At 59.8% G+C, this 26,241-nt stretch carries 20 protein-coding genes and 1 pseudogene; 9 read left to right on the top strand and 12 right to left on the bottom strand.

Annotated elements, in window-relative coordinates:
* Positions 1 to 116 precede the first annotated feature (116 nt).
* Entirely contained in the window at positions 117 to 1,379 is a 1,263-nt protein-coding gene (locus AC54XV_RS09855; protein ID WP_054092461.1) for a M20/M25/M40 family metallo-hydrolase, read from the bottom strand.
* A 239-nt stretch (positions 1,380 to 1,618) separates the two neighbouring features.
* On the opposite strand from AC54XV_RS09855, the gene AC54XV_RS09850 reads away from it, so the two are divergent.
* Positions 1,619 to 3,988, top strand: a complete 2,370-nt coding sequence (locus tag AC54XV_RS09850; protein ID WP_060409653.1) for a TonB-dependent siderophore receptor — start codon at positions 1,619 to 1,621, stop codon at positions 3,986 to 3,988.
* 208 nt (positions 3,989 to 4,196) lie between these two features.
* A complete protein-coding gene (gene tal / locus AC54XV_RS09845; protein ID WP_024642154.1) occupies positions 4,197 to 5,138 on the top strand; it encodes a transaldolase in 942 nt (313 codons plus the stop codon).
* An 85-nt stretch (positions 5,139 to 5,223) separates the two neighbouring features.
* Here the strand turns inward: tal and rssC are convergent, their stop codons facing one another.
* A complete protein-coding gene (gene rssC / locus AC54XV_RS09840; RefSeq protein ID WP_003315067.1) occupies positions 5,224 to 5,709 on the bottom strand; it encodes an anti-sigma factor antagonist RssC in 486 nt (161 codons plus the stop codon).
* Entirely contained in the window at positions 5,706 to 6,890 is a 1,185-nt protein-coding gene (gene rssB / locus AC54XV_RS09835) for a two-component system response regulator RssB (RefSeq protein WP_003407019.1), read from the bottom strand. The genes rssC and rssB overlap by 4 nt, the downstream gene beginning before the upstream one ends.
* A gap of 267 nt (positions 6,891 to 7,157) precedes the next feature.
* Between rssB and AC54XV_RS09830 the strand changes: the two genes are divergently transcribed.
* Positions 7,158 to 7,457 carry a PilZ domain-containing protein gene (locus tag AC54XV_RS09830; RefSeq protein ID WP_003407020.1) on the top strand — a complete coding sequence of 100 codons (300 nt, stop codon included), beginning with the start codon at positions 7,158 to 7,160 and terminating at the stop codon, positions 7,455 to 7,457.
* A gap of 88 nt (positions 7,458 to 7,545) precedes the next feature.
* Here AC54XV_RS09830 and AC54XV_RS09825 read toward each other — a convergent pair whose 3' ends face one another.
* Positions 7,546 to 8,247 carry an MlaA family lipoprotein gene (locus AC54XV_RS09825; RefSeq protein ID WP_003407022.1) on the bottom strand — a complete coding sequence of 234 codons (702 nt, stop codon included), beginning with the start codon at positions 8,245 to 8,247 and terminating at the stop codon, positions 7,546 to 7,548.
* A 198-nt stretch (positions 8,248 to 8,445) separates the two neighbouring features.
* Between AC54XV_RS09825 and pcrP the strand changes: the two genes are divergently transcribed.
* Both pcrP and AC54XV_RS09815 read left to right on the top strand, forming a co-directional pair.
* The gene (pcrP, locus tag AC54XV_RS09820) at positions 8,446 to 9,054 is read left to right on the top strand and encodes an HAD superfamily inactivated hydrolase PcrP (RefSeq protein ID WP_003407024.1); all 609 of its coding nucleotides are present in this window, start codon (positions 8,446 to 8,448) and stop codon (positions 9,052 to 9,054) included.
* Positions 9,055 to 9,157: 103 nt separating this feature from the next.
* Positions 9,158 to 9,427 (top strand): DUF4404 family protein, encoded by a 270-nt coding sequence (locus AC54XV_RS09815; RefSeq protein ID WP_003407026.1) that lies wholly within the window; start codon positions 9,158 to 9,160, stop codon positions 9,425 to 9,427.
* A gap of 250 nt (positions 9,428 to 9,677) precedes the next feature.
* On the opposite strand, the gene queF is transcribed toward AC54XV_RS09815, so the two are convergent.
* The 4 genes from queF to AC54XV_RS09795 form a co-directional block, all read right to left on the bottom strand.
* Positions 9,678 to 10,508, bottom strand: a complete 831-nt coding sequence (queF, locus tag AC54XV_RS09810) for an NADPH-dependent 7-cyano-7-deazaguanine reductase QueF (protein WP_011267308.1) — start codon at positions 10,506 to 10,508, stop codon at positions 9,678 to 9,680.
* Positions 10,509 to 10,638: 130 nt separating this feature from the next.
* On the bottom strand, positions 10,639 to 11,883 hold the full coding sequence (locus AC54XV_RS09805; RefSeq protein ID WP_024640597.1) for a lipoprotein-releasing ABC transporter permease subunit: 1,245 nt from the start codon (positions 11,881 to 11,883) through the stop codon (positions 10,639 to 10,641).
* Positions 11,884 to 11,958: 75 nt separating this feature from the next.
* Positions 11,959 to 12,642 carry a lipoprotein-releasing ABC transporter ATP-binding protein LolD gene (lolD, locus tag AC54XV_RS09800; RefSeq protein WP_172452211.1) on the bottom strand — a complete coding sequence of 228 codons (684 nt, stop codon included), beginning with the start codon at positions 12,640 to 12,642 and terminating at the stop codon, positions 11,959 to 11,961.
* A gap of 7 nt (positions 12,643 to 12,649) precedes the next feature.
* Entirely contained in the window at positions 12,650 to 13,900 is a 1,251-nt protein-coding gene (locus AC54XV_RS09795; RefSeq protein ID WP_003405692.1) for a lipoprotein-releasing ABC transporter permease subunit, read from the bottom strand.
* Positions 13,901 to 14,002: 102 nt separating this feature from the next.
* Here AC54XV_RS09795 and AC54XV_RS09790 point away from each other — a divergent pair, with 102 nt between their 5' ends.
* Both AC54XV_RS09790 and AC54XV_RS09785 read left to right on the top strand, forming a co-directional pair.
* The gene (locus AC54XV_RS09790) at positions 14,003 to 14,590 is read left to right on the top strand and encodes a PilZ domain-containing protein (protein ID WP_003405698.1); all 588 of its coding nucleotides are present in this window, start codon (positions 14,003 to 14,005) and stop codon (positions 14,588 to 14,590) included.
* A 41-nt stretch (positions 14,591 to 14,631) separates the two neighbouring features.
* The gene (locus AC54XV_RS09785; protein ID WP_003405702.1) at positions 14,632 to 15,354 is read left to right on the top strand and encodes a glycerophosphodiester phosphodiesterase; all 723 of its coding nucleotides are present in this window, start codon (positions 14,632 to 14,634) and stop codon (positions 15,352 to 15,354) included.
* Between the two features lie 42 nt (positions 15,355 to 15,396).
* Here AC54XV_RS09785 and sthA read toward each other — a convergent pair whose 3' ends face one another.
* Positions 15,397 to 16,791, bottom strand: a complete 1,395-nt coding sequence (gene sthA / locus AC54XV_RS09780; protein WP_003436620.1) for a Si-specific NAD(P)(+) transhydrogenase — start codon at positions 16,789 to 16,791, stop codon at positions 15,397 to 15,399.
* A 165-nt stretch (positions 16,792 to 16,956) separates the two neighbouring features.
* Positions 16,957 to 17,979: an FAD:protein FMN transferase gene (locus tag AC54XV_RS09775; protein WP_162496682.1), complete on the bottom strand. Its 1,023-nt coding sequence runs from the start codon at positions 17,977 to 17,979 to the stop codon at positions 16,957 to 16,959.
* A gap of 382 nt (positions 17,980 to 18,361) precedes the next feature.
* Here AC54XV_RS09775 and AC54XV_RS09770 point away from each other — a divergent pair, with 382 nt between their 5' ends.
* Complete coding sequence (locus AC54XV_RS09770; protein ID WP_003405709.1) at positions 18,362 to 19,654, top strand: MFS transporter; 1,293 nt, start codon at positions 18,362 to 18,364, stop codon at positions 19,652 to 19,654.
* A gap of 64 nt (positions 19,655 to 19,718) precedes the next feature.
* Here the strand turns inward: AC54XV_RS09770 and AC54XV_RS09765 are convergent.
* Together AC54XV_RS09765 and AC54XV_RS09760 are read right to left on the bottom strand one after the other, a co-directional pair.
* A pseudogene (locus tag AC54XV_RS09765) lies at positions 19,719 to 20,982 on the bottom strand (MFS transporter).
* Positions 20,983 to 21,129: 147 nt separating this feature from the next.
* Positions 21,130 to 22,593 carry a glyceraldehyde-3-phosphate dehydrogenase gene (locus AC54XV_RS09760; protein WP_024640601.1) on the bottom strand — a complete coding sequence of 488 codons (1,464 nt, stop codon included), beginning with the start codon at positions 22,591 to 22,593 and terminating at the stop codon, positions 21,130 to 21,132.
* Between the two features lie 190 nt (positions 22,594 to 22,783).
* On the opposite strand from AC54XV_RS09760, the gene mfd reads away from it, so the two are divergent.
* On the top strand, positions 22,784 to 26,236 hold the full coding sequence (gene mfd / locus AC54XV_RS09755) for a transcription-repair coupling factor (RefSeq protein WP_016567723.1): 3,453 nt from the start codon (positions 22,784 to 22,786) through the stop codon (positions 26,234 to 26,236).
* Positions 26,237 to 26,241 lie beyond the last annotated feature (5 nt).

Raw genomic sequence — 26,241 nt, 5'->3', positions numbered from 1 at the left:
ACTGTATACATATACAGTTAATCGTTTATCGGCGGTCAGGTCAATCGCAATGCCAGATACCTCGACAGATGGCGCGGACCGAAGACCACGCCTTTCAGCGCTCACCTCACAGGCCATCAGGGCGTTGCATCACCCTTCGACAACTGCGTAATCAACGCCACGGTCAAGTAAAGCCTGGGTGCGATGCTCGATAATTCGATGTATTCATCGTCGGCATGCAGGCCGGCACCGACCACGCCCATGGTTTCGAGCACCGCAGGCTTTGCACTGCCCGGCACGTAGGCATAGCCAGCGTCGGTACCGAAACGCATGGCAATCGGCTCCAGAGTGCGACCGGTTTTCTGGTAAAGCGTCTGCGCGGTTTTCGCCAACTGGTCGGAGCCAGGATTTCTGGCCAGCGGCGGCCGGCCTTTTTCCATTCGCAAGGTCACTTCGGTGCCATCGACCAGCGTCTTCTTCACGATCTTTTGTCCGTCAGCCAATACGCGATCGCTCTCGCTGAGGTCGGAATAGCGCATGTCCGCCTCGGCCGACGCGCTGGATGGAATGATGTTGCGCTTCTCCCCGCCCTTGATCAGCGTCCAGTTGACAGTGGTGCCTTTGCCCGGGTCGCCGAGGTCCTTGAGCTGCAGCAGTTGGTGCGCCAGCTCGATGGCCGCATTGCGTCCGGCCTCGGGAGCAGAGCCTGCGTGTGACGACTTGCCTTTGACCTCGAGAATCAGGCCATTGATGCCGTTGGTGGCGACGGTGACGGCATCCTTGTCAGGCGGCTCGAACGAAAACACGTAGTCATGCTGGCGGGCGAGTTCGGCGATGACTTTTTTCGAGCCGCTGGAGCCGGTCTCCTCGTCCGGGTTGAAGAGCACAGTGAGCGTGCCGAACGCCTTGAACCGCTCATTCTGCAACAGCTGCAGCGCATGCAGAATCATCGCCACGCCGCCCTTGGCGTCTGCCACCCCTGGGCCATAGGCGCGCTCGCTGTCGAGTCTGAACGGACGCTTGGCGGCGGTGCCCGGCCCGAACACCGTGTCGTAGTGAACCATCAACAGAAAAGACCGTGTGCCGGTGCCTTTGAAAGTACCGACGATATTGTCCCCCGCCGAAGGCTCTGCCGGCGTGGTGGAGACTTCTGCACCCAGCGCCTTGAGACGTTCGACCAGCATTGCGCTGACGGTCTTCAGCCCGGGAGCCTGGCCGGTGCCTGTATCGACATCAACGAGCTGGCGGACAGTGTCGAGGTAGGCCGGTTGTTCGGCCTGGGCTTTTTTCAGCAACTGATCGGGTGACAGCTCGGCGGCGTCGGCAACCATGGAAAACACGCCCATGGACACCAGGTAAAGTCCGATTGCGGCAGTGATGGGGAAGCGTCGTGAATGCATGCTGGTTCCTTCAGATGATCGCGAGTTGAACAGCATCTTTACCCCAATGCGCCGCTCGACGCCACAGGCGAGGCTTGTGCAGCAAATATGTATGAGAATGTAACTGATAGTGATTAGCGTTTAGTAAAGTGTGAAAAAGTTGTTAGTCTCGCCCCGCCACTGCCTGTCACCTCCTGTCGACAGGCACGCCATCTGCCAGATGTACCGCCACGTCCTCAGCCCTTGCAGGAATGACCCTGATGCTTCGTTCGTATCTCCCTTCGCTGACCGGTCTTGTAGTACTCGGTCTGTCAGCCGCCGCCGAGGCATCCCCCGTTCAACTCGATCTGCCCGCACAGCCGCTCTCCAAATCACTGACGCAACTGAGTCAGGCAAGCGGCCTGCAGATATCGGTTGATGATTCCCTGGTTGCAAGCAGGCAGGCCCCGGCTGTCAGAGGCAGCCTGGAACCGGCTCAGGCATTGAGCCGACTGCTGCTGGGCAGCGGCCTCGATGCGCAGGTGCAGGGCAATGCCGCGAAGGTGTTCCAGCCAGTCAGCGATGGCCCGATGACGCTGGGCAACGTGGATATCAGCGCTCAAGCGGGAATCGCTGGAATGGCCACTACGCAAGGCAGCGGTTCGTATACGACCGGGTCGATGAGCAGCGCGACCAGGCTGCCTCTCTCGATTCGCGAGACGCCGCAGTCGGTGAGCGTGATCACCCGCCAGCGCATTGAAGATCAAGGCATGAACGACCTCAATGATGTCGTCAAATATGCACCCGGCGTGACGCTGCGCAAGTTCGGCTCGGACCGTCAGCAGTTTCTGGCGCGCGGCTTTTCCATCGATAACCTGATGTATGACGGTCTGCCGACAATCGTCAGCACCTTTACACTGGACACCATTTCCGGTGCCGATCTGGCGCTGTACGACCGCGTCGAGGTGGTGCGCGGGGCGACTGGGCTGATGACCGGCGCGGGCAGTCCATCGGCGACGCTGAATCTGATCCGCAAGCGCCCCACCGCGACCCCGCAAGTCAGCGTGACCGCCAGCGCAGGAAGTTGGGACCGTTACCGTACCGAAGTGGACGCGTCGAACCGGCTCAACGATTCCGGTACGTTGCGCGGCCGGGTGGTGACGGCCTATGAAACGGGCAACAGTTTTGTCGATGAGCGCGATAAAGAGCGCCAGACATTCTATGGCGTGCTGGAAGCCGATCTCAGCGAATCGACCACCTGGACCCTCGGCGCCTCGCGGCAGCGCGATGACGCGACCTCCGACTGGGGCAGCCTGCCATCAGGTCCGAACGGCGAGAATCTTGACCTGCCGCGCTCGACGTTCCTGAGCAACGACTGGGCCTACTGGGACAGGCACAACGTCAGCCTTTTCACTGACCTGACCCATCATTTCGACAACGGCTGGAGCAGCAAGCTGGCAGCGACCAGAATCTGGGCGGAGTCAGACATGTACTCCAACTATTTGACCGCCAACGGCACCGGCTACGGCCAGGCCGCCGGCCAGTACGACACCACGGATGTGCAGACCAGTCTCGACGGCTCACTGTCCGGCCCGTTCCAGCTGTTCGGCCGGCAGCATGAGCTGATGCTCGGAGTCAGTCGTCGCGAAGAGAAGTTCGATCAGAAAGGCGGCTTCTACGGCGCCACGCCAATCGATATCTACCACTTCAATCCCAACGTGATTGCAAAGCCGGATCCTGACACGCGCACGGCCTATGTCAGCCAGAACACCGCCACCGAGGAAGGTGTCTACGCCGCCGCGCGTTTCAACCCGATTGATCCGTTGCACGTCATCGTCGGCAGCCGGGTGAGCTGGTATGACTACCAGAACCGTTCGGCCAGTAATGGCGACTACAAGGTTATTCGGGAAGTCACGCCCTACGCCGGTGTCGTCTATGACCTGAACGACACCTACTCGGCCTACGCCAGCTATACCGAGATCTTCAAGCCGCAGAATCAGCTGGACGTTGGAGGCGGCGTGCTTGACCCGATGACCGGCGAAAGTTACGAAATCGGTCTGAAAGGCGAATACTTCGACGGCGGCCTGAATGCCTCGCTGGCCGTCTTTGACATGACGCAGGAAAACCGCGCGTATGCCATCGTCAATCCGCCAGCCACCTGCCAGCAGCAGAATCGCGTCTGTTACGAAGCCGCCGGGGAAGTTCGCAGCCGGGGGATCGACGCAGAAATCACCGGCCAACTGACACCTGACTGGCAGGCTTCAGCCTCCTACACACTGGTGTTGAGCCAGTACGTCAAGGACCGCACCAATGACAAGGGCGACCTGTTTGCGCCCAATCAGCCGAAACACCTGTTCAAGGCAGCAACGTCCTATCACCTGCCCGGCAACCTGAACAAATGGCGCGTGGGTGCAGATGTCCTGGCGCAAAGCGAGACCTACAACCGGGTCGGCAACGGTCACTCCGTGCAGGATGCCTATGCGGTGGTGGGGCTGATGGCAGGCTACCGGTTCGACGAGCATTGGGACGCACGGGTCAACCTCAATAACCTGTTCGACGAAAAATACTGGCAAGGTATTCCCCTGGCGACCGGCAGCGGCGTTTACGGCGACCCGCGCAACCTGATGGTCTCGCTGAAGTGGTCGCTGTGAATCTTGCAGCGCACAGGCCGCTGGGCAGAGGTTAAATTCATATCGAGGGAACAAGCGGTCTGTGCGAGGCTCAAAAACAGTCTAGACAAAGGTATTCACGACAATGCCGTCCCTCAAGGCCTATCATCGGCAGCAGTAAACGCTGCGGCCTTGAGTGGTCGACAGCGCTCGGGTAATGTCATCCAACCGCACAGGACAGAGCACGCTCATGACTTCCAAGCTGGATCAACTCAAGAAATTCACCACCGTTGTTGCTGACACCGGCGACTTCGGCGCAATCAAGAGCCTCGAACCCGAGGACGCCACCACCAACCCTTCCCTGCTGCTCAAGGCCGCTTCCGACGCAAACAACGCCAAGATGCTGGGCGAAGCGTTCGACGGTAGCAAGGGCGACATCGGCCTGGCCTGCGACCGCTTTGCAGTCGCCATCGGTCAGGAGATTCTCAAGGTGGTTCCGGGCCGCGTATCCACTGAAGTGGACGCACGCCTCTCGTTCGACACCAACGCGCTAATCGAGCGCAGTGAGCGTTTGATCGGTCTGTACGACGCCGCAGGCATCAAGCGTGATCGGGTGCTGATCAAACTGGCCGCCACCTGGGAAGGTATCCGCGCAGCTGAGAAACTCGAGAAGGATGGCATCCAGACCAACCTGACCTTGCTGTTCTCCTTCGCCCAGGCAGTCGCCTGCGCCGAGGCCGGGGTGTTCCTGATTTCGCCGTTCGTGGGCCGTATCTACGACTGGTACAAGAAGTCGACAGGCACCGATTACACCGGCGCAGAAGACCCGGGCGTGCAGTCGGTAACGCGCATCTACAACTACTACAAGGCCAACGACTTCAAGACCGTGGTCATGGGTGCCAGCTTCCGCAACCTGAACCAGATCGAACAGCTGGCTGGTTGTGATCGCCTGACCATCAGCACCGATCTGCTCAAGAAGCTGGCGGAAGATACCGGCACCCTGGAGCGTAAGCTTACCCCGGATAATGCAGGTGAGAAACGTTTGGGTACGGTCAAGAACTTGACCGAAAGCCAGTTCCGCTGGGCTTCCAACGAAGATGCCATGGCCACTGAAAAGCTGGCTGAAGGTATTCGCCAGTTCGCTCGCGATCAGGAAAAGCTGGAAGCACTGCTCTCCGCCAAAAAAGCCTGAACATGAAAAAGGGCGACACCTTCGCAGGTGTCGCCCTTTTTGCTGCCTGCCGTTCTGAGATAAGAGAGACAGACGCAACTGATGCCTAGCGCTGACCTTCCAGTGCATTGACCAGATCATGGAAAGCTTCACGATTGGAATCGTTGAGGCCCATGAGGATCTTGTGCGCTTCAAGCACCTTGGCTTTCACCACTTCTTCGCACTGGTCCTGTGAAGGCAGATCAGTCAGGCACTCAGGCCGCGGCAGAGGCCGGTCAACGATGTTGAAGACCTGATCGAAGCCCATCGACTGCAGCAGGCGCGTAATGTCCTCGTGAGTGGTCACAAGGGTCGGCAACAGGCCTACCTTCTGGCGCGACAGAATCGACAGTTTGGCCAGCAAGCCAAGCGTGGTGCTGTCAATGCTGCGCGTCTCGGTCAGATCAATGACCACCGCAGAGAAATTCAGCGCAGTGAAGATGCGCTCGATAGTCGCATCCAGGGCCGAACACAGCGTCAACCGCACTTCACCCACGAACTTGAGAACGAAGGTGCCTTCCTGCTCGGCGAACTGGATTCTACCGGTACTCATTCAAGATTCCTGCTTAACACTAACAAGGCGATATCATCCGGCATCTCCCCTAGCGTTGCCAATTCAAAAACCCGCTGCAAGCCATCCAGGCTGCCGCCAGCCGCCTTGACCAATTCGGGAAGGACGGCTTCTTTCTCTTTGAGTGTATCACCGGGTAACAAGTCCAGTATGCCATCAGACAACATGGTCAGACTGAAGGACTCGGGCAGATCGATTTCGTGATCCTGATAGGTGGCCTCGTTGAACAACCCGACAGGCAGTCCACGACCTTCCAGATAATGCGCCTGCCCTTCGGAATACAACACAGGCAATGGCAGATGTCCGCCCACTGCGTACGTCAGTTTACCTGACTCTTCGTCGATGACACCGCCGACCATCGTAACGTGCTTGCCCAGCTTGCAACTGATGAGGCCACGGTTGATATGCCCCAGCACATCAGACGGCTTGAATTCCGGAAGCGTGCCGCCACGCTTGGACTCGAACAGCAGCCGAGTGGTCATGAACTTCAGCAGCACGGTGATGAACGCCGATGACGCACCATGCCCTGAAACATCAGCCAGATAGAAGGCGACGCGCCGTTCGTCGACCCTGAAATAATCGACAAAGTCGCCGGACAGGTACAACGATGGAATGATCTGGTGCGCGAACTTGAACGCGTCAATCGACCACGGCGTGATCGGCAGCATGTTCATCTGCACTTGCCGACCCGCGTCCTGGTCTTCCTGCAACAGATGAAGACTGGCTTCGAGTTCGCGATTGGCCTTTTCCAGCTTTTCGCGATAGACCTGGTTTTCAGTGAGCAGGCGAGCCCGATCCAGCGCACGACGCACCGAATGCTCGAGTACGGCAAGATCTTCGAGGGGCTTGATCAGGTAGTCGGCAGCGCCGAGACGCAAAGCTTCGACTGCATCGCTCATCACGCCCGCGCCGGATACGACGATGACAGGCGTCTGCGGAGCAATGGCCGTCACCTGACGGATCAGCTCAAGCCCTCCCATCTGTGGCATGCGTAAGTCGCAGACCACCAGATCGGGGTTCTCCTGCTCGAATATCTGAATTCCCTGCAAGCCATTACTCGCTTGCAGAACGCTGAAGCCACTGTCTTCAAGGTAGGCGGCAAGACTTGCGCGCACTACGTCGTCGTCATCGATAATCAGCAGCTTGGCACTGGTTTTTGGCATGGGGGCAAACGGCGCCAGATCAGGTTGGCGTAGGCGGCCCGGGATTACCGGAACCCGCTTACTGGATTCGCTTCTAGCCTCTCCGCAATAACACGCAACAACTTGATAAGTCTGTCGTGTTTCAGAGGTGCCCTTCAAGGCGCAGACGGTACTCCCATCCGACGGGTGTTTCAAGCATGCTCCTACCCTCACTTTGCGCTCTTTACATCGCAAATCACCCAGAGTTATAAGAACTCACAAATCAGCAACTAAAACGAAGGACTGTACATGAGTCGAAATGATCGCGACTACGAGGAAAAACGGGATTACATCCGCATGCGCGTCGATGCAGACGTCAACCTGATCCATGCCGGCCAAGTGATTCCCGCCGTGTGCATTGACCTTTCCAGCTCGGGCATGCAGGTTCAGGCGCCACGCTCGTTCCAGGTGGGAGACAAACTCAGCGTGAGCATTGACTCCGACCATCCTGCGCTCAAGGGGCTTGAAGCCGAAACCGAGGTGGTCTGGGTGAATGATGAAGAAGGTGGTGGACAGAAACTGGGGCTTTCAATCATCTCGATGAAGTGAAAACGGGCGGAACAGGTTCACACTTTTACAAAATAATAAAGGCGACTCAGGGTCGCCTTTATCGATTCAAGCCGATGCAAGGTAGCGATTAAAAATCGTCTTCAACCTTGCCGTCCTTGACCTTGAACTCGCGGTTCTGCAGGTAGGCATTGCGAATGAAGGTGTAGCGATCGCCGCTGACCATGCGCTCGGCAGACAACAGGCTGGCACGCGTATCGATCAGGTTGACGCCCAGTGCAGTGTTACGGGTCGGAACGTGATCGATGTATCGGTAGGGCGAGGTGTAGGTGTCCGGGTACTTGGCGATTGCATCACGTACAGTGCTTGGCCCCAGCAACGGAATGACCACGAACGGGCCGCTCGGCACGCCCCAGTAGCCCAGCGTCTGACCGAAGTCCTCATCATTGCGTTGCAGGCCCATGCGGGTGCCCACGTCGATGAAGCCCAGCAGGCCGAAGGTGGTGTTGACGATCAGACGCGCAGTGTCGACGCCAGCCGCTTCAGGCTTGGCTTGCAGCACGTTGTTCGCCAGATTGCCGACATCGCCGATGTTGCTGAAGAAGTTATGGATACCGTCTTCGACGAATTGCGGTGCGATGTACTGATATCCCTTGGCCAACGGCTTGAGCGTGTAAGCGTCAAGGATATCGTTGAATTTGAAAATGGGACGGTTGATGCCTTCCCACGGATCATCTTCAGCGGCCTGCACGGCCACCGGCACCAGCGCGATGCCGGCACACAGGGACAATTGCAGCAAACGTTTGATAAAGCCTGCACCGGTCACGGGCATAGCTGACACTCCTGATCGAGATATCGAAATAATGACGCGGGTGCTACGCCCCACACGCTAGGACAGGGAGTATAAAGCCTTCTGTCGAGAATAAGGCAGGTCTGTCAGCAAAGGGTTCCGGATAAACTCCGTCATCGCACCTTCATCGAAGTGTCACAAAAGATCGGTAGCGTTTCTCAATATTTCAGAGAGATCCTCATGCTCGCCCCGGTCCTCACGCCCCTGCCAACCTTCCCTGCCCTGCTGTTCGGCCTTAGCGGCTGCCTGGTGGACTTCGGTGCGCAGGCCGCAAACTCGCGCGCACCCGGCCATGAGCACACGCAGCTCACACCGGGTGCAAAGGCTATTCTGCAGACCCTGCGTGACCAGAGCATGCCTTGCGCCTGGCTCGATGAACTGCCTGAAAACGTGAGCGCTGCACTGGCTGCACCGGTGAGTGACTGGATGATTCCCGCACCCCGCCCGACCGCAGGCTGGCCCGCCCCGGATGCCTGCTGGATGGCATTGATGGCCCTGAAAGTCAGCCATCTGGATGGCTGCGTACTGATCAGCGGCGACCCGCGCCTGTTGCAGTCCGGGCTGAACGCCGGGCTGTGGACCATTGGCCTGGCATCCTGCGGCCCACTGTGCGGGCTCTCGCCTTCACAATGGCAGGCACTCAGCGATGCCGAACGCGAACGGCGACGCGCACAGGCCACACTCAAACTCTATTCGCTGGGGGTGCATTCGGTGATCGACCATCTGGGCGAACTGGAATCCTGCCTGGCCGACATCGCACTGCGTCGCAGCAAAGGCGAAAAACCCTGATACACATGCAGCCAGATGCAGACTGGATTAGTCTTGAGTGAACATGGACCTTTAGCTCTTCGGCGAAGTCCATGAGACAGACTTATCAATCAAGGAGCACCTCATGCCTGCCCGCGAACTGCAAGAACAACTCAATACCCTGCGCGAGCAACTGGAGCACAACCCGCCGATGTCAGAGTCCGAGCGGGAAAATCTGCGCGAACTCATGCAACAAATTGAAACTAAAATTCAGCTGGAACAGGCCACCCACGAGCAGGACAGCAGCCTGGCTGATGGTGTGAATCTGGCCGTCGAGCGTTTCGAGCTGGAGCATCCGACCATTGCCGGGACCTTGCGCAACATCGTGCAGACGCTGGGCAATATCGGGGTCTGATTGGGGAATGCCGTTCTGAACGCTCTGCGCCCGGCCGCTGATGCGCGGTGCGAGGCGGAGTTGTGACGCAGAGCGTCACCCAATGCATGCCGACGCGGAGCGTCGGCACGATAATCCTGAACCTGGAAACGTCAGCCAGTGGGCGCCGACGCGCTGCACCTGCGCTGATGACCACACACCTATCGTTCCTCACGCTCCGCGTGGGAATGTCGCTCCGGACGCTCTGCGTCCGCTCCGCGGGCCTCAGACACTACTGCCGCGCCAGCCTGCGGTTGTCTACGTCGAGCGTTTCAGTGCTGCGGTACGGGTTGATGTCCAGACCACCGCGGCGCACGTAGCGCGCATACACGGTGAGCTTCTCCGGCTTGAGCAGGCGCTGCAGGTCGAGGAAGATTCTTTCCACGCACTGTTCATGAAAATCCGAGTGCTGGCGGAAGCTGACGATATACGCCAGCAGGCTGGCGTGATCCAGCGCTGCGCCGCGATATTCGACCACTACGCTGCCCCAGTCAGGCTGGCTGGTGACCGGACAGTTGGATTTGAGCAGATGACTGTGCACGCTCTCTGCCACCACCCGCGAGTCATCACAACACAGCAACTCTGGCTGCGGCCGGTCATAGCTGCTGACCGAGATGTCCAGGTCGTCGATACACACGCCCGGCAACGCAGCAACACCCTCCTCTTCGATTTCCGCCAGGCTGCGAATACGCACGCCAACCGGCTTGCCCGCAGCAGCCGAGAGATCCTGTTCGAGGGTGGTCTGCAGCTGTTCGACGGTCGCGAAAGCCGTCTGATTCAACGAATTGAGGTACAGCTTGAATGACTTCGATTCGATGATGTTCGGCGATTCGGCCGGGATACTGAACTCGCCAATGGCCACCACCGGCTTGCCGGAAGGCAGCAGCCATGACAGCTCGTAGCAGTTCCAGAAATCGACACCCTGATAAGGCAGCGTCTGCGCGGTGAGCCCAAGCTCGGCCCATTTGGCGGCACGCGGGATCGGGAACAACAGAGACGGCGTGTAGGTGGCGATGTACTCACTGGACTTGCCCAGCGGCGAGTGTTCGGCTGCGGGATGCATGGCGATACCTGGATCATGAATGAACGCGGCGAGTTTATAGCGTTTGCCTGGGGCTTTCAGCGAAAATCCGCTCTGCCCCGCCACCCTCGCAGGCCGCCCTGCGGCCTCGACGAAGGTGACTCAGGCCCCGTCACTCGTAACGCAGTGCGTGCGCTGGCTGGATCTGCGCGGCGCGCCACGCAGGGTAGATGGTCGCCAGAAAGCTCAGGATAAACCCGGCACTGCAGATCAGCAGCACGTCACCGGCCTGCAGTTCGGAAGGCAGGTTGCTGATGAAGTACACATCGGAACTGAAGATGTGCTGACCGCTGACCCGCTCGACCCAGCCCACCAGGCTGCTGACGTTCAGCGCCGCAATAATCCCCAGGATGCCGCCGATCAAGGTACCGACGATGCCGATGACGGTGCCCTGTACCACGAAGATCGCCATGATCTGCCGCGGCGTGGCGCCGATGGTGCGCAGGATGGCGATGTCTGCGCCCTTGTCGTTGACCACCATGATCAGCGTGGCAATGATGTTGAACGCAGCCACAGCGACGATCATCAGCAGCAACAGACCGATCATGGTCTTTTCCATCTTCATGGCACTGAACAGGCTGCCCTGGGTGTGGGTCCAGTCATCGGCGCGATAGCCTTCACCCAGACCGGCGGCAATGGCGGTGGACACCTGGGGCGCCTTGTACAGATCCTTGAGCGCCAGTCGCACGCCCTGAACCTGATTGGGCTGCCAGCGTTGCATCTGCGCCGCATCGGCGATGTTGATCAGGCCCATCGAACCATCCAGTTCGGCACCGACCTTGAAGATACCCACGACGGTCAGGCGTTGCATGCGCGGCGTGATGCCGCCAGGAGCGCTGCTGACTTCCGGGACGATCAGGGTCAGCTTGTCGCCGATGCTCAGGCGAAAGCGGCGCGCGGTGATATCGCCGAGCACTACGCCGAACTCGCCCGGCTTGAGGTCTTCGAGGTTTCCGCGGGTGATGTGCTGCGTGACGATCGACACTTCATGTTCCAGCGCTGGGTCTACGCCGCTGATCTGGATCGGCTGCATCGAGCCCTTGTAGGAGAGCATGCCTTCCATGTCGGTGAACGGCACGGCAGCGGTCACTTCAGGGTTTTTCAGCGCAGCGTCGGCCAGCGGTTTCCAGTCATCGACCGGAGTGGTACCGGCAATCACCGCGTGCGGCACCATGCCGAGAATCCGCGAGCTCATTTCCCGCTGGAAACCGTTCATGACCGACAGCACCACGATCATCGCCAGGACACCGAGTGCCAGACCGATCATCGAGGTCATCGAAATGAACGAGATGAAGCTTTTGCGGCGTTTGGCGCGGGTATAGCGCATGCCGATGAAGATGGGTAACGGTCTGAACATTCGCGAAGCACCGTGGAAAAATACACCGTATAAAAACTGGAACCCGACGCGATGAATTGCGCCGGGCCGGGTCGATCAGGCCTCGACGAGGCGGCCGTCTTCCAGACGCAGGACACGGTCCATTTGCCGGGCCAGGCTCATGTCGTGGGTCACGATCAGAAACGCCGTGCGCGATGACGTGCTCAATTCACGCATCAGGTCCTGAATGCCCTGCGCGGTGTGGTGATCGAGGTTGCCGGTTGGCTCGTCAAGCATCACCAGACCCGGCTGATTGATCAGGGCACGGGCAATCGCCACACGTTGACGCTCACCACCGGACAGCTCCGAAGGCTTGTGCGCCAGACGATGACCGAGGCCGACACGCTCCAGCAATGCAGTGGAGCGCTTGCGGGCTTCGGGGATCGGCGTACGGCCGATCAACAACGGCATGCAGACGTTTTCAAGCGCGGTGAATTCGGGCAGCAGGTGGTGGAACTGGTAGACGAAGCCCAGCGCCCGGTTACGCAGCAGGCCGCGAGCTTTTTCGCCCAGCGCCGACAACTCTTCGCCCGCCAGCCAGACACTGCCTTCGGACGGCGTGTCCAGACCGCCCAACAGGTTGAGCAAGGTACTTTTGCCCGACCCCGAACTGCCGACGATCGCGACACGCTCGCCGGGGTGCAATTCCAGCTGCAGGCCGGACAACACCACCACCGACTCCGGGCCTTCCTCGTAGGATTTACCCAGGTTGCGGCAACTCAATACTGCTTTATCAGACATGCCCGACTCACTCATAACGTAACGCCTCCGCCGGCTGGGTGCGCGCAGCACGCCAGGCGGGATACAGGGTGGCGAGGAAACTCAGGACCAACGCTGCACCACAGACCTGGAACACGTCCTGGGCCATCAGTTGCGAAGGCAGGTAATCAATGAAGTAGACGTCGGCGTTGAGAAACTTGTGACCGATCAGCCCTTCGAGTGCGGAAATGGCTGCGCTGACATTGAGCGCCGCCAGAATACCCAGTGCCGCGCCGATCAGCGTGCCGACCACGCCGATCACTGTGCCCTGGACCATGAATATCGCCATGATCTGTCGCGGCGTAGCGCCCAGGGTACGCAGAATCGCGATGTCGCCCTTCTTGTCATTGACCACCATCACCAGCGTGGAAATGATGTTGAAGGCCGCCACCGCCACGATCAGCAGCAGCAACAGACCGATCATGGCTTTTTCCATGCGGATCGCCTGATACAGGTTGCCGTGGGTGCGCGTCCAGTCACGCGAGTAGAAATTGTTTTCGCCCAGCTTCTGCGCGATTTCCCACGAGGTGCGCGGCGCCGCGAACAGGTCGTCGAACTTGAGACGCAGGCCCTGCACCTGATTGGGCTTCCAGCGGTGCAGACGCCCCAGGTCATCAAGGTTGGTCAGCCCCAGGAAGCCGTCGATTTCGCCGGCGCCGACGTGAAAGATGCCGGTCACCTCGAAGCGCTTCATGCGCGGGAACATCCCGGCTGGCGTCACCGTCACTTCAGGCGCAACGAAGGTCAGCTTGTCACCGATGCCGACGCCCAGCTTGGCCGCGGCCTTGTCGCCGATCATGATGCCGAAGCTGCCGGGCGACAGACTGTCGAGCTGGCCCTGCTTGATGAAGTGGTCAATGATCGAGACCTTGCGCTCTTCAAGCGGGTCGATACCGTTGAGCAGCACTTTCTGGACCTTGCCGTCGTGGGTCAGCAAGCCCTGCATCTGGGTGAACGGCGCAACGGCCAGCACCTGCGGGTTTTCCTGAACCTTCGCGGCCAGACCGCGCCAGTCGGTGATCGGGTCAGCCGATTCGATGGTCGCGTGCGGCACCATGCCGAGCACGCGGGTACGCATTTCGTGATCGAAACCGTTCATCACCGATAACACGACTATCATGACCACAACGCCCAGGGCGAGGCCGATCATGGAGGTCAGGGAGATGAAGGAAACAAAATGATTGCGTCGCTTCGCACGGGTGTAGCGCGTGCCGATAAATACAAAAAGAGGTCTGAACATGTAGGAATTTGTTCGCAGGAATGAGGACGTCCGTGTGGCGGGCCTTGACGTGCAGCTTTACACTCGAAACTCTCTGACCACCGCCGCTAGCTTGGGTTCGCCATGTCGACATTAGATGAAGCAGGACGCCGCGAATACTACCGTATCGACGACAGCGTCGCACTGGAAATTAACCCCCTGTCTGCCGCCGACCAGGCAAGCCAGGATGCCATGCAGGACACCTCGACGCTGTTCGACCTGCTCAGCGAGCTGCATGTCAGCGAGTTCGAGTCGCAGCATCTGATGCGCCAGCTCGACGAGCGCGACCGGGTGCTGAACAGTTTTCTCAAGTCGCTGAGCAAGCGCATCGACCTGCTGGGCGAAGTGGTTGCCCACACCGCACTGGGCAAGCTGGGCGCGCCTCAGCCGGTCAAGCTGTCTGAAGGCGGGATTCAGTTCAATTCGCAACAGGCTTTTGCCGTCGGCGAACAACTGTCGATCAAGATGGTGCTCATGCCCCAGGCCGCGGGTCTGATGCTGCGCGCCAGGGTTTCGCAATGCGACACACTGGCCGACGGCAATTTCTATATCAGTACCGAGTTCGTCAATCTCCCGGATGCGCAGCGCCAGTTACTCGCCCGCCATGTGTTGCAGCGTCAGGCTCAGCAGCGGCGTCAGGCGCTGGAACAAGGCCAGCCCTCCGGAAATTGAACGCCCGGCCCCTTTATCACTATCAGTAGCCAGGAGTAAACGTGACCCTTATCTACGGCCACCGCGGCGCCAAGGGCGAAGCACCGGAAAATACCCTGACCAGCTTTCAGGAATGCCTCAAGCACGGCGTGCGCCGCTGTGAACTGGACCTGCATCTTTCAAAGGATGGAGAGTTGATGGTCATTCATGACCCGACCCTCAAGCGCACCACCGACCGGCGCGGCAAGGTCAATGAACACCTGGCCGCCGACCTGGTGACCTATGACGCGCGCAAGGGTGGCCCCGGCTGGGTCTCGCCGTGCCCGATTCCACGCCTGGAAGAACTCTTCGAACAATGCGCTTTCGAGCACTGGCAGCTGGAAGTCAAAAGCGCCTCACGCACTCGCGCCGCCAATACCGTGCTGGCGATTCGTGAAATGGCTCAGCGCCATGGCTTGCTGGACAAGGTGACGATCACCTCCAGCTCACGCGAAGTGCTGCGCGCCGCTCTGGACCTGACGCCGGACATCTCGCGCGGGCTGGTAGCCGAGTACGCCTGGCTCGACCCGTTGAAGGTCGCCCAGAGCTACGGCTGTGAAATTCTGGCATTGAACTGGACACTGTGTACCCCGGAGCGCCTGCAGAAAGCACAGCGTCAGGGCCTGCATGTGTCGGTATGGACAGTCAACGAGCCTGCACTGATGCGCAGGCTCGCTGATTTCGGCGTCGACAGCCTGATTACAGACTTTCCCGGTTTGGCCACCGCCACGCTCGGGAATCACTGAAATCGGTCTCCCCGGCCGGCTCAGGCCACCGGCCGGAGTCGCTTAAAAAAGCCGGTTGAGGCCGTCGTATGCGGCTACCCGATAGGCTTCGGCCATGGTCGGGTAGTTGAACGTGGTGTTGACGAAGTACTTCATGGTGTTCGCTTCACCCGGCTGGCTCATGATTGCCTGACCGATGTGCACGATCTCGGACGCCTGGTCGCCGAAGCAATGCACGCCCAGCACCTCGAGCGTCTCGCGGTGGAACAGGATCTTCAGCATCCCGACCCGCTCACCGGAAATCTGCGCACGCGCCATGCCCTTGAAGAACGCCTTGCCCACTTCGTAAGGCACCTTGGCCTGCGTCAGTTCGTGTTCGTTCTTGCCGATCGAGCTGATCTCGGGAATGGTGTAGATCCCGGTCGGCACATCGTTGACATAACGCCAGCTGCCATTGTCGACCATGCTGCCCGCGGCCGAACGACCCTGGTCGTAAGCAGCACTGGCCAGGCTTGGCCAGCCAATCACATCGCCTGCGCCGTAGACGTTGGAAACGCTGGTGCGGTAGGTCTCGTCCACTTCGATCTGACCACGACCATTGGCCTTCAAACCAATATTCTCAAGACCCAGCTTGTCGGTGTTGCCGGTACGGCCGTTGCACCACAGCAAGGCATCGGCCTTGATCTTCTTGCCGGACTTGAGGTGCAGGATAACGCCGTTATCCAGGCCTTCGACCTTCTCGTATTCTTCGTTGTGGCGAACCATCACGTTGTTGTTGCTGAAGTGATAGCTCAGCGCCTGGGAGATTTCCGAATCCAGGAAGCTCAGCAACTGGTCACGGTTATCCACCAGTTCGACCAGCACGCCAAGGCCGCTGAAGATCGAGGCGTATTCGCAGCCGATCACACCGGCGCCATAAATGATCAGCTTGCGCGGGGTATGGCCCAGGCTGAGGATGGTGTCGCTGTCGTAGATGCGCTTGTGACTGAAATCGATGTCGGCCGGCCGATAGGGGCGCGAACCGGTGGCGATGATGATCTGGTTGGCCACCAGCTTTTCCACCACACCGTTGGTGCAGACCACGTTGATGCTGGTCTCGTCGGCAAAACTGCCGGTGCCGAAGAACACGTCGACGCGGTTGCGGGCGTAGTAACTGGTGCGCGAGGCCACTTGCTTGGAGATGACCATTTCAGCGTTTTTCAACACATCCGGAAACGAAAACCAGCGCGGCTCGCCGATGGCACGAAACATCGGGTTGGTGTTGAACTGAATGATCTGCTTGACCGAGTGACGCAGGGCCTTGGACGGAATGGTGCCCAAATGGGTGCAGTTACCGCCCACTTGCCGACGGCTGTCGACCATGGCGACCTTGCGCCCCGCCTTGGCGGCGTTCATTGCCGCGCCTTCTCCGGCAGGGCCGGAACCCAGTACCACTACGTCGTAGTTGTAGACAGCCATGCGTACTCCTTTAAACAGACCGAGGCGCCACTCTGGCATCTCTGGCTAAATCACGCGGCGCAGTCTAGCGCTGCACCGAGGCGGCGAACATTAACCCTTGGTCGCGTCGAAGGCCAATTTTTGTCTGCACATGGCGCAACTGACCGGATGATCCGGCCCGCTGAATTACCGCGGCTGCTGCACAACCAGATGATCAAACGACGCGTTGCTGCGGATGATAAAGCGCTTATCGGCACGAATCACAAAAAAAGCAGGGATTTTATGTTCTTGCGCATAATCCCAACCGCGCTGCGGGCCGAGAATCAACAGCAGGGAAGACAGACCGTCAGCCATCAGCGCCGAGGGATGAATGACCGTCACCGACGCCAGACTGTGGCTGATCGGCTTACCGCTCAAGGCATCGAGCGTATCGGAAATGCGCCACCCGGCATGGTCGACGTAGCGACGATAGTCGCCCGACGTAGACACGGCGTAGCCTTTCAGCGGAAACACTTTTTGCGTGACAGTGCCATCATCGAGCGGCGCGTCCAGGGTCACCCGCCAGGGCGAGCCGTCGGGCTTGAGCCCGCTGACTTTCAGTTCACCCGTGGCCTGCACCAGATAATCGTGCAAGCCGAGCGCGTCCATCCGTTCGCTGATCCGATCGACCGCATAGCCGGCGGCGATGCTGTTGAGGTCCACTTGCACGGCGGCACTCTTGCACAACCGGTCGCCGACGATGCGCAGGTTGCGATAACCGACCAGCGCCTGAGTCCGGGCCAGTTGCCGCACCAGCGGCATCTGCTCGAACAGCGTATGAGGCCCCAACCCCCACAGGTCCATCAACGGCTTGACCGTCAGATCGAAGGCTCCGTCGCTCTCCTGCGCCAACTGTTCGCCCACGCCGATCAGTTTCAAGACCGGTTCCGGCATCACCTGGCAGCTATTGGCAGGCAACGCATTGAAGCGCTCGATATCCGAATCCGCGCGCCAGAGCGACATCTGCTGATCGACCTCGTCCAGAATCGCTTCGACCTCGGGACGCACAGCCCCAGGCTCCGGCTGCCCGGAAGCGCGCGCATACACCACGGAATAATGACTGCCCATGGTCGGCCCGCCAAAGCTTTCCAGCTTGCGTTCCTGACCACAACCACTGCACACCAGCAACACGAGGCACCCTGCAACCTTGCCAAACCTACGCAAACCCATGCCCCGCACTATAAAAAACCTTCAGAGTGACTTGCTGCCATTGGCGAACAAGCCAGAAAAGCGTCCATAACCTGCTCTGACACCCAGTGAACCGTCCCGATACAAGGCCGACCCTCATATTGAGTGGTCGAGGGCCATTAATGCTCCCTGCGCGCCCGGTCTATTCATCAAGTTTCATCAAAACGACACGCCGCACGTTCTCAATTGTCTTGACCTGTCAAGCGTCAGTTAACTGATAGCAAATCGCCGAAACGGTTGTCTTTGAGCCCTGTTACACATACTGTTACAAGTGCGCATCGCCAGTTGCACACACGAAATGGCGATGCGAACGGGATAAAAACGACAACGGACTCCAAGCCGACGAGCCTGAGCGAGTAACTAAATGGCCTCCACAACAAGTAAGGGCAAAGCGATCTTTCGCGTTGTCAGCGGTAACTTCCTCGAGATGTTCGATTTCATGGTCTACGGCTTCTATGCCACGGCCATCGCGAAAACCTTCTTCCCTTCCGACAGCGCTTTCGCTTCGTTGATGCTGTCGCTGGCGACCTTCGGCGCAGGCTTCCTGATGCGTCCGCTGGGCGCAATCTTTCTCGGTGCCTACATCGACCGTCACGGGCGTCGCAAAGGGCTGATTATCACCCTCGCGATGATGGCAATGGGCACTCTGTTGATTGCCTGCGTGCCGGGCTACTCCACATTGGGCGTCATCGCCCCTTTGCTGGTGCTGCTCGGTCGTTTGCTGCAAGGTTTCTCGGCAGGTGTGGAACTGGGTGGTGTTTCGGTGTACCTGGCTGAAATCTCGACGCCGGGTCGCAAAGGCTTCTTCGTCAGCTGGCAGTCCGCCAGCCAACAGGCCGCCGTGGTCTTCGCCGGCTTGCTGGGCGTGGGTCTCAACCACTGGCTGAGCCCGGAGCAGATGGGTGAATGGGGCTGGCGCGTGCCGTTCCTGATCGGCTGCCTGATCGTGCCGGCCATCTTCATCATCCGTCGCTCGCTGGAAGAGTCCCCAGAGTTCGAAGCCCGCACGCATCGCCCGACGCTGAGTGAAGTGGTGCGCTCTATCGGCCAGAACTTCGGTCTGGTGCTGGGCGGCATGGCGCTGGTGGTCATGACCACCGTGACGTTCTACCTGATCACCGCTTACACCCCGACGTTCGGCAAGAACGAGTTGAACCTGACAGACCTTGAAAGCCTGCTGGTGACGGTCTGCGTTGGTGTGTCCAACTTCATCTGGCTGCCGATCATGGGCTCGTTCTCGGACCGCATCGGCCGCAAGCCGCTGCTGATTGCGGCGACTGTACTGGCAATCGCCACTGCCTACCCTGCCCTGTCGTGGCTGGTTGCGCACCCGAGCTTCGGCAACCTGCTGATGGTCGAGTTGTGGCTGTCGTTCCTGTATGGCTCCTACAACGGGGCAATGGTTGTGGCGCTGACCGAGATCATGCCGGTCGACGTCCGCACCACCGGCTTCTCGCTGGCCTACAGCCTGGCGACTGCAACCTTCGGTGGTTTTACCCCGGCGGCCTGTACTTACCTGATTCACGTACTGGACAACAAGGCAGCGCCAGGTATCTGGCTGACCGGCGCAGCGGTGCTGGGTCTGGTTGCGACGCTGATACTGTTCCGCAAGGGTGGGCAGAAGCTTGAAGCGCCTGTCGCGGCTTCCGCCAGCTGATTGATCGCGGCATTGCAACAAGAAAACCCCGGCTCGAGAGTCTCTCGGCCGGGGTTTTGCGTTTTCAGACCTTGCGTTTCCAGGGCCGAAAGCTGAGCCAGAGCAGCACGCCAGGCAATTGCAGCGTAATCATGAGGCCCAACGACCACTGATAAGCCTCAAGCGGGTGACCGGCACCCTGGGGCGCTGGCCACAGATTAAGTACTGCTCCCATCAGCCACTGCAGGAAAAACGCCAGCACGAACACCACCAGATTGAACGAGGAACTGACCCTGCCCGCCAGCTCCGGCGACACCGATTGCGCCACGATGGCGTAGTTCATGGTCGTCGAGGTGCCAAAGAAGCTGAAGCCCATGGCAATCAGGTAAGGCGATACCGGCAAGCCGCTGGCCATCAGCACCTGAAAGCCGATAAAGATCAGCATACCGGTGCCACAGATCATGATCGGCTGTACGCCGAACCTGCGCAGGTAATCGGTGATCGCGCCGAACGTCAGAGACCCTGCCACCATCGCGATGGCCCCGAACAACAGCACATTGGCCATAGCGGAATCACTCAGGCCGGCCATATCGCGCAACCACGGCCCCATCCACAATGACAGCACCGACATGTAGATGGCATGCGCGAACACCGAATACAACGCCAGACGCCAGAACGTCCACGACGCGTACAGCTTGCCGACCGCGGCAAACATGTCGGCGTAGCGAGTGTTTTTTGCTCTCGTAGGTCTTGGGGACGCTGAGGTGTATGACCACCACCACACAAAAGGTCAGCAGCGCCAGAACCAGAAACGCTTCTCGCCAGGTCAACCAGCTCAGCACCGCATGCAATGGCGTGGTCGACGCCATCGCGCCCAGCCCGCCGATCGACAGCAGGCAGGCAGTACTCAGTGGCAAACGCTCGACCGGCAACCAGATGGCGCACGCCTTGATCGCACTCATCAGCGAGCCCGCTACCCCCAGGCCAATCAGCCCTCGCCCGATCAACAACCCTGTCTCGGTGCTGGAAATACTGAAGATGACCGAACCGGCGACCGCGAACAGCAGCATCGGCGCCTGCACGCTGCGTGGCCCATAGCGGTCCAGCATCACGCCAAGCGGAATCTGCGCCGCCGCGAAGGTCAGAAAATACACGCCAGTCAACAACCCCAGGCTGCTCGCGGGCAAACTCAGGTCGGCTTGCAGGTCGACGTAAATCACTGCGTTGACGGTGCGAAACAGGTAGGAAACGAAATGCCCCAGCCCAAAGGGGATGAAGATCGTCAGAAACAGCAGGAAGAAGCTGCTTTTGAGGGGGTGTTGCGAACCGTCCAGGGCCGAACTGCTCATCCTTGGTGACTCCATCGTCCAGAAAATCTGCGCGTGACAGATTCTCATGGTCAGCCACAAAACAAAACGGGCCGAAGCCTGCCTGCGCAGGGTTCGGCCCGTTTATCTGCTGTCCCGGTCAGACCGGGCAGCTCAAGCGTTCAACGTTTACTGCGGGAAAGCTGGCGGATTGACGTCTGCCATGTCTTCCATCACGCGAACCACCTGATGGCTGTAACCGAATTCGTTGTCGTACCAGACGTACAGCACAACGCGGTTGTCGTTGACGATGGTCGCTTCGGCATCCACGACACCGGCGTGACGCGAGCCGACGAAGTCAGTGGAGACCACCTCCTGCGAGTTCACGAAGTCGATCTGCTTGTGCAGGTCCGAGTGCAGCGCCATGTAGCGCAGGTACTCGTTCATTTCTTCGCGAGTGGTCTGCTTCTCGAGGTTGAGGTTGAGAATGGCCATGGACACGTTCGGCGTCGGAACGCGGATCGCGTTACCGGTCAGCTTGCCGGCCAGCTCGGGCAATGCCTTGGCAGCAGCGGTGGCCGCACCGGTTTCGGTGATGACCATGTTCAACGCAGCGCTGCGACCACGACGGTCGCCCTTGTGGAAGTTGTCGATCAGGTTCTGGTCGTTGGTGTACGAGTGAACCGTTTCGACGTGACCGTTGGTGATGCCGAACTTGTCGTTGACCGCCTTGAGCACCGGCACGATGGCGTTGGTGGTGCAGGATGCCGCCGAGACGATCTTGTCGTCCGCAGTGATTTCACCGTGGTTGATACCGTGCACGATGTTCTTCAGCTTGCCTTTGCCCGGCGCGGTCAGGACCACGCGGTCGATGCCCGGGCAGGCCAGATGCTGACCCAGACCTTCGGCATCGCGCCATACACCGGTGTTGTCCACCAGTAGAGCGTCCTTGATACCGTACTGGGTGTAATCCACCTCGGACGGGTTCTTGGCGTAGATCACCTGAATCAGGTTGCCGTTGGCGGTGAGCGTGCTGTTGGCTTCGTCGATGGTGATGGTGCCATCGAACGGACCGTGAACCGAGTCACGGCGCAGCAGGCTGGCGCGCTTGACCAGATCGTTTTCCGCGCCCTTGCGGACTACGATGGCGCGCAGACGCAGGCCGTCGCCACCACCGGTCTTCTCGATCAGGATCCGCGCCAGCAGGCGACCGATACGACCGAAACCGTACAGCACGACGTCGGTACCCTTGCGTGGGCTGGCGCCCTGCTGACCCACTACACTGGCCAGTTCTTCACGGACGAACTGCTCTGGCGTGCGGCCATTGCCTTCGGTCTTGAACTTCACCGCCAGCTTGCCCAGGTCCACCGAAGCGGCACCCAGCTTGAGCTCGCTCATCGCCTTGATCAGCGGGAACGTCTCGTGTACGGACAACTCAACCGCATCGGACTGACGATGACGCGCAAAGCGGTGAGCTTTGAGAATCGCGATGACTGAACGGTTGATCAGGCTACGGCCATAGATCGAGCTCACCACATTATTATTGCGGTAGAGCTGACCGATGAGCGGGATCATCGCTTCGGCGAGAGCTTCACGATCAATCCATTCACCAAGACACTGGTCGGGCTTCTGAGTCACGGGAACCTTCCACATGTAGGGGCTGAAAAAAGGGGCTACATTATGACTGCGCCTTTGTTTATGAGCAATGCACGGCTGTCATATCGACGCGCACTACATAATTTTCGCCCGTAAATACTCGGTAATACTCCGGAAAACTGACAGCCACCACCTTCCCCCGTTACAATCGCCGCCCCTGTTGCAACGCCTGGAGCCCGACCTTCCCGTGCCAGTTCTGCGTCTACCGCATCTTTCTGCCGCTGCAGGCAAACAACACTGGGGCAATCTTCCCGGTGCCACACTGAGCCTGGCCATTGCCGAAGCCGCCAGCGCGGCCAAGCGCTTCACCCTGCTGCTGACCGCCGACAGCCAAAGCGCCGAGCGGCTCGAGCAAGAGCTGAAGTTTTTTGCACCTACGCTGCCGGTTCTGCACTTCCCGGACTGGGAAACCCTGCCCTACGACCTGTTTTCGCCGCACCAGGACATCATTTCCCAGCGTATTGCCAGCCTCTATCGCCTGCCGGAACTGGAGCATGGCGTTTTGGTAGTCCCCATTACCACCGCCCTACACAGACTGGCGCCGACCAAATTTCTGCTCGGCAGCAGCCTGGTGCTGGATGTCGGCCAGAAGCTCGATGTGGAAGCCATGCGTACGCGCCTGGAAGCCAGCGGCTACCGGTATGTGGATACGGTCTACGAACACGGCGAGTTCACCGTGCGCGGGGCACTGATCGATCTGTTCCCGATGGGCAGCAAGCTGCCGTTTCGGATCGACCTGTTCGACGATGAAATCGAAACGCTGCGCACCTTCGATCCGGACACCCAGCGCTCCATCGACAAGGTCGAGTCGGTGCGCCTGTTGCCTGCCCGTGAATTCCCGTTGCAGAAAGAAGAAGTCACACGCTTCAAGGCGCGCTTTCGCGAGCGCTTCGATGTGGACTTCCGGCGCAGCCCGATTTTCCAGGACTTGAGCAGCGGCATCACGCCTGCCGGCATCGAGTACTACATTCCGTTGTTCTTCGAAGAAACCTCGACGCTGTTCGATTACCTGCCGCAGGACACCCAGGTGTTTTCCCTGCCGGGCATCGAACAGGCTGCCGAGAACTTCTGGAACGACGTGCGCAACCGCTATGAAGAACGCCGCGTCGACCCTGCCCGGCCGCTGCTGCCGCCCGCAGAATTGTTTCTGCCGGTAGAAGACTGTTTCGCGCGCCTGAAAAACTGGCCGCGCGTGGTTGCCAGCCAGCAGGATGTCGACGCCGGTGCCGGACGCGAGCGCTTCCCGGCGCAGTCCCTGCCGGACCTGTCCATCGAAGCCAAGGCCACTCAACCACTGGCGGCCCTGTCGAATTTTCTGGATGACTTCCCCGGTCGCGTGCTGTTCACCGCCGAGTCCGCCGGACGCCGGGAAGTGCTGCTGGAACTGCTCGAACGCCTCAAGCTGCGACCCAAAACCGTCGACAGCTGGCTGGATTTCGTCGACGGCAAGGACCGGCTGGCAATCACCATCGCACCGCTTGACGAAGGCCTGCTGCTGGAACAACCTGCCCTGGCGCTGATCGCAGAAAGCCCGCTGTTCGGCCAGCGCGTCATGCAACGCCGTCGCCGCGAAAAGCGCACCGACGGCGGCAACAACGATGCGGTCATCAAGAACCTCACCGAGCTGCGCGAAGGCGCGCCGGTGGTGCACATCGATCACGGCGTGGGTCGTTATCTCGGGCTCGCGACCCTGGAAGTCGAAAACCAGGTCGCCGAATTCCTGATGCTGGCCTACGCCGAAGACGCCAAGCTGTACGTACCCGTCGCCAACCTGCACCTGATTGCGCGTTACACCGGCAGCGACGACGAAACCGCGCCGCTGCACCGCCTGGGTTCGGAAACCTGGCAGAAAGCCAAACGCAAGGCTGCCGAGCAAGTCCGTGACGTGGCGGCCGAACTGCTGGATATCTACGCGCGTCGCGCGGCCCGCGAAGGCTATGCGTTTGCCGACCCGAAAGCCGATTACGCGACCTTCAGCGCAGGCTTCCCGTTCGAAGAGACACCGGATCAGCAGACCACCATCGACGCCGTGCGCGCCGACATGCTGGCGCCCAAGCCGATGGATCGTCTGGTCTGTGGCGACGTGGGTTTCGGCAAGACCGAAGTGGCCATGCGTGCCGCCTTCATCGCCGTGCATGGCGGGCGTCAGGTGGCCATTCTGGTGCCGACCACCCTGCTCGCGCAGCAGCACTACAACAGTTTCCGCGACCGTTTCGCCGACTGGCCGGTGACCGTCGAGGTAATGAGCCGCTTCAAGTCGGCCAAGGAAGTCAACGCCGCAGTTGCCGATCTGGCCGAGGGCAAGATCGACATCGTCATCGGCACGCACAAGCTGTTGCAGGATGACGTCAAGATCAAGAACCTCGGTCTGGTGATCATCGACGAAGAACACCGGTTTGGCGTGCGCCAGAAAGAACAGCTCAAGGCGCTGCGCAGCGAGGTCGATATTCTGACCCTGACCGCAACGCCGATCCCGCGCACCCTGAACATGGCCGTGTCGGGCATGCGCGACCTGTCGATCATCGCCACGCCACCGGCGCGCAGGCTGTCGGTGCGCACGTTCGTGATGGAGCAGAACAAGCCGACCATCAAGGAAGCCCTGCTGCGTGAGCTGTTGCGTGGCGGCCAGGTCTATTACCTGCACAACGACGTCAAGACCATCGAGAAATGCGCCGCCGATCTGGCCGAGCTGGTGCCGGAAGCGCGTATCGGCATCGGCCACGGGCAGATGCGCGAGCGCGAACTCGAACAGGTGATGAGCGACTTCTACCACAAGCGCTTCAATGTGCTGATCGCCTCGACCATCATCGAGACCGGCATCGACGTGCCGAGCGCCAACACCATCATCATCGAGCGCGCCGACAAGTTCGGTCTGGCCCAGTTGCACCAGTTGCGCGGTCGTGTCGGGCGCAGTCACCACCAGGCCTATGCCTACCTGCTGACCCCGCCACGCAAACAGATTACCCACGACGCCGAAAAGCGTCTGGAAGCGATTGCCAACACCCAGGACCTGGGCGCGGGCTTCGTGCTCGCCACCAATGACCTGGAGATCCGTGGCGCAGGCGAACTGCTCGGGGACGGCCAGAGCGGCCAGATCCAGGCGGTGGGCTTCACCCTGTACATGGAAATGCTCGAGCGCGCGGTGAAGTCGATTCGCAAGGGCGAACAGCCCAATCTCGATCAGCCGCTGGGCGGCGGACCGGAAATCAACCTGCGCGTGCCGGCCTTGATCCCCGAAGCCTACCTGCCGGATGTGCACACGCGCCTGATTCTCTACAAGCGCATTGCCAACGCTGCTGACGAAGAAGCACTGAAGGACCTGCAGGTCGAAATGATCGACCGCTTCGGCCTGCTGCCGGAACCGACCAAGAATCTGGTGCGTATCACGCTGCTCAAACTGCACGCCGAACAGCTGGGCATCCGGAAAATCGACGGTGGCCCGCAAGGTGGCCGTATCGAGTTCGCAGCCGAGACGCCGGTTGATCCTTTGACCCTGATCAAGCTGATCCAGAGCCAGCCCAACCGCTACAAGTTCGAAGGTGCCACGCTGTTCAAATTCATGGTTCCCATGGAGCGCCCGGAAGAGCGCTTCAATACGATCGAAGCGCTGCTTGAGCGCCTGACCCCGAAAACTGCTTGAAGGAT

The organism is Pseudomonas fragariae (ex Marin et al. 2024) (assembly GCF_059621105.1).
This window is presented reverse-complemented; position numbering and strand designations above follow the sequence as displayed.

Excerpts from the sequence above, each read along its gene's own strand:
- AC54XV_RS09825 (WP_003407022.1), bottom strand. The coding sequence starts at position 8,247 with ATGCCCGTGACCGGTGCAGGCTTTATCAAACGTTTGCTGCAATTGTCC.
- AC54XV_RS09760 (WP_024640601.1), bottom strand. The coding sequence starts at position 22,593 with ATGTGGAAGGTTCCCGTGACTCAGAAGCCCGACCAGTGTCTTGGTGAA.
- AC54XV_RS09770 (WP_003405709.1), top strand. The coding sequence starts at position 18,362 with ATGGCCTCCACAACAAGTAAGGGCAAAGCGATCTTTCGCGTTGTCAGC.
- AC54XV_RS09805 (WP_024640597.1), bottom strand. The coding sequence starts at position 11,883 with ATGTTCAGACCGTTACCCATCTTCATCGGCATGCGCTATACCCGCGCC.
- queF (WP_011267308.1), bottom strand. The coding sequence starts at position 10,508 with ATGCATCCCGCAGCCGAACACTCGCCGCTGGGCAAGTCCAGTGAGTAC.
- rssC (WP_003315067.1), bottom strand. The coding sequence starts at position 5,709 with ATGAGTACCGGTAGAATCCAGTTCGCCGAGCAGGAAGGCACCTTCGTT.
- AC54XV_RS09790 (WP_003405698.1), top strand. The coding sequence starts at position 14,003 with ATGTCGACATTAGATGAAGCAGGACGCCGCGAATACTACCGTATCGAC.
- AC54XV_RS09815 (WP_003407026.1), top strand. The coding sequence starts at position 9,158 with ATGCCTGCCCGCGAACTGCAAGAACAACTCAATACCCTGCGCGAGCAA.
- tal (WP_024642154.1), top strand. The coding sequence starts at position 4,197 with ATGACTTCCAAGCTGGATCAACTCAAGAAATTCACCACCGTTGTTGCT.
- AC54XV_RS09855 (WP_054092461.1), bottom strand. The coding sequence starts at position 1,379 with ATGCATTCACGACGCTTCCCCATCACTGCCGCAATCGGACTTTACCTG.
- AC54XV_RS09795 (WP_003405692.1), bottom strand. The coding sequence starts at position 13,900 with ATGTTCAGACCTCTTTTTGTATTTATCGGCACGCGCTACACCCGTGCG.
- lolD (WP_172452211.1), bottom strand. The coding sequence starts at position 12,642 with ATGTCTGATAAAGCAGTATTGAGTTGCCGCAACCTGGGTAAATCCTAC.
- AC54XV_RS09775 (WP_162496682.1), bottom strand. The coding sequence starts at position 17,979 with ATGGGTTTGCGTAGGTTTGGCAAGGTTGCAGGGTGCCTCGTGTTGCTG.
- AC54XV_RS09850 (WP_060409653.1), top strand. The coding sequence starts at position 1,619 with ATGCTTCGTTCGTATCTCCCTTCGCTGACCGGTCTTGTAGTACTCGGT.
- sthA (WP_003436620.1), bottom strand. The coding sequence starts at position 16,791 with ATGGCTGTCTACAACTACGACGTAGTGGTACTGGGTTCCGGCCCTGCC.
- pcrP (WP_003407024.1), top strand. The coding sequence starts at position 8,446 with ATGCTCGCCCCGGTCCTCACGCCCCTGCCAACCTTCCCTGCCCTGCTG.
- AC54XV_RS09830 (WP_003407020.1), top strand. The coding sequence starts at position 7,158 with ATGAGTCGAAATGATCGCGACTACGAGGAAAAACGGGATTACATCCGC.
- rssB (WP_003407019.1), bottom strand. The coding sequence starts at position 6,890 with ATGCCAAAAACCAGTGCCAAGCTGCTGATTATCGATGACGACGACGTA.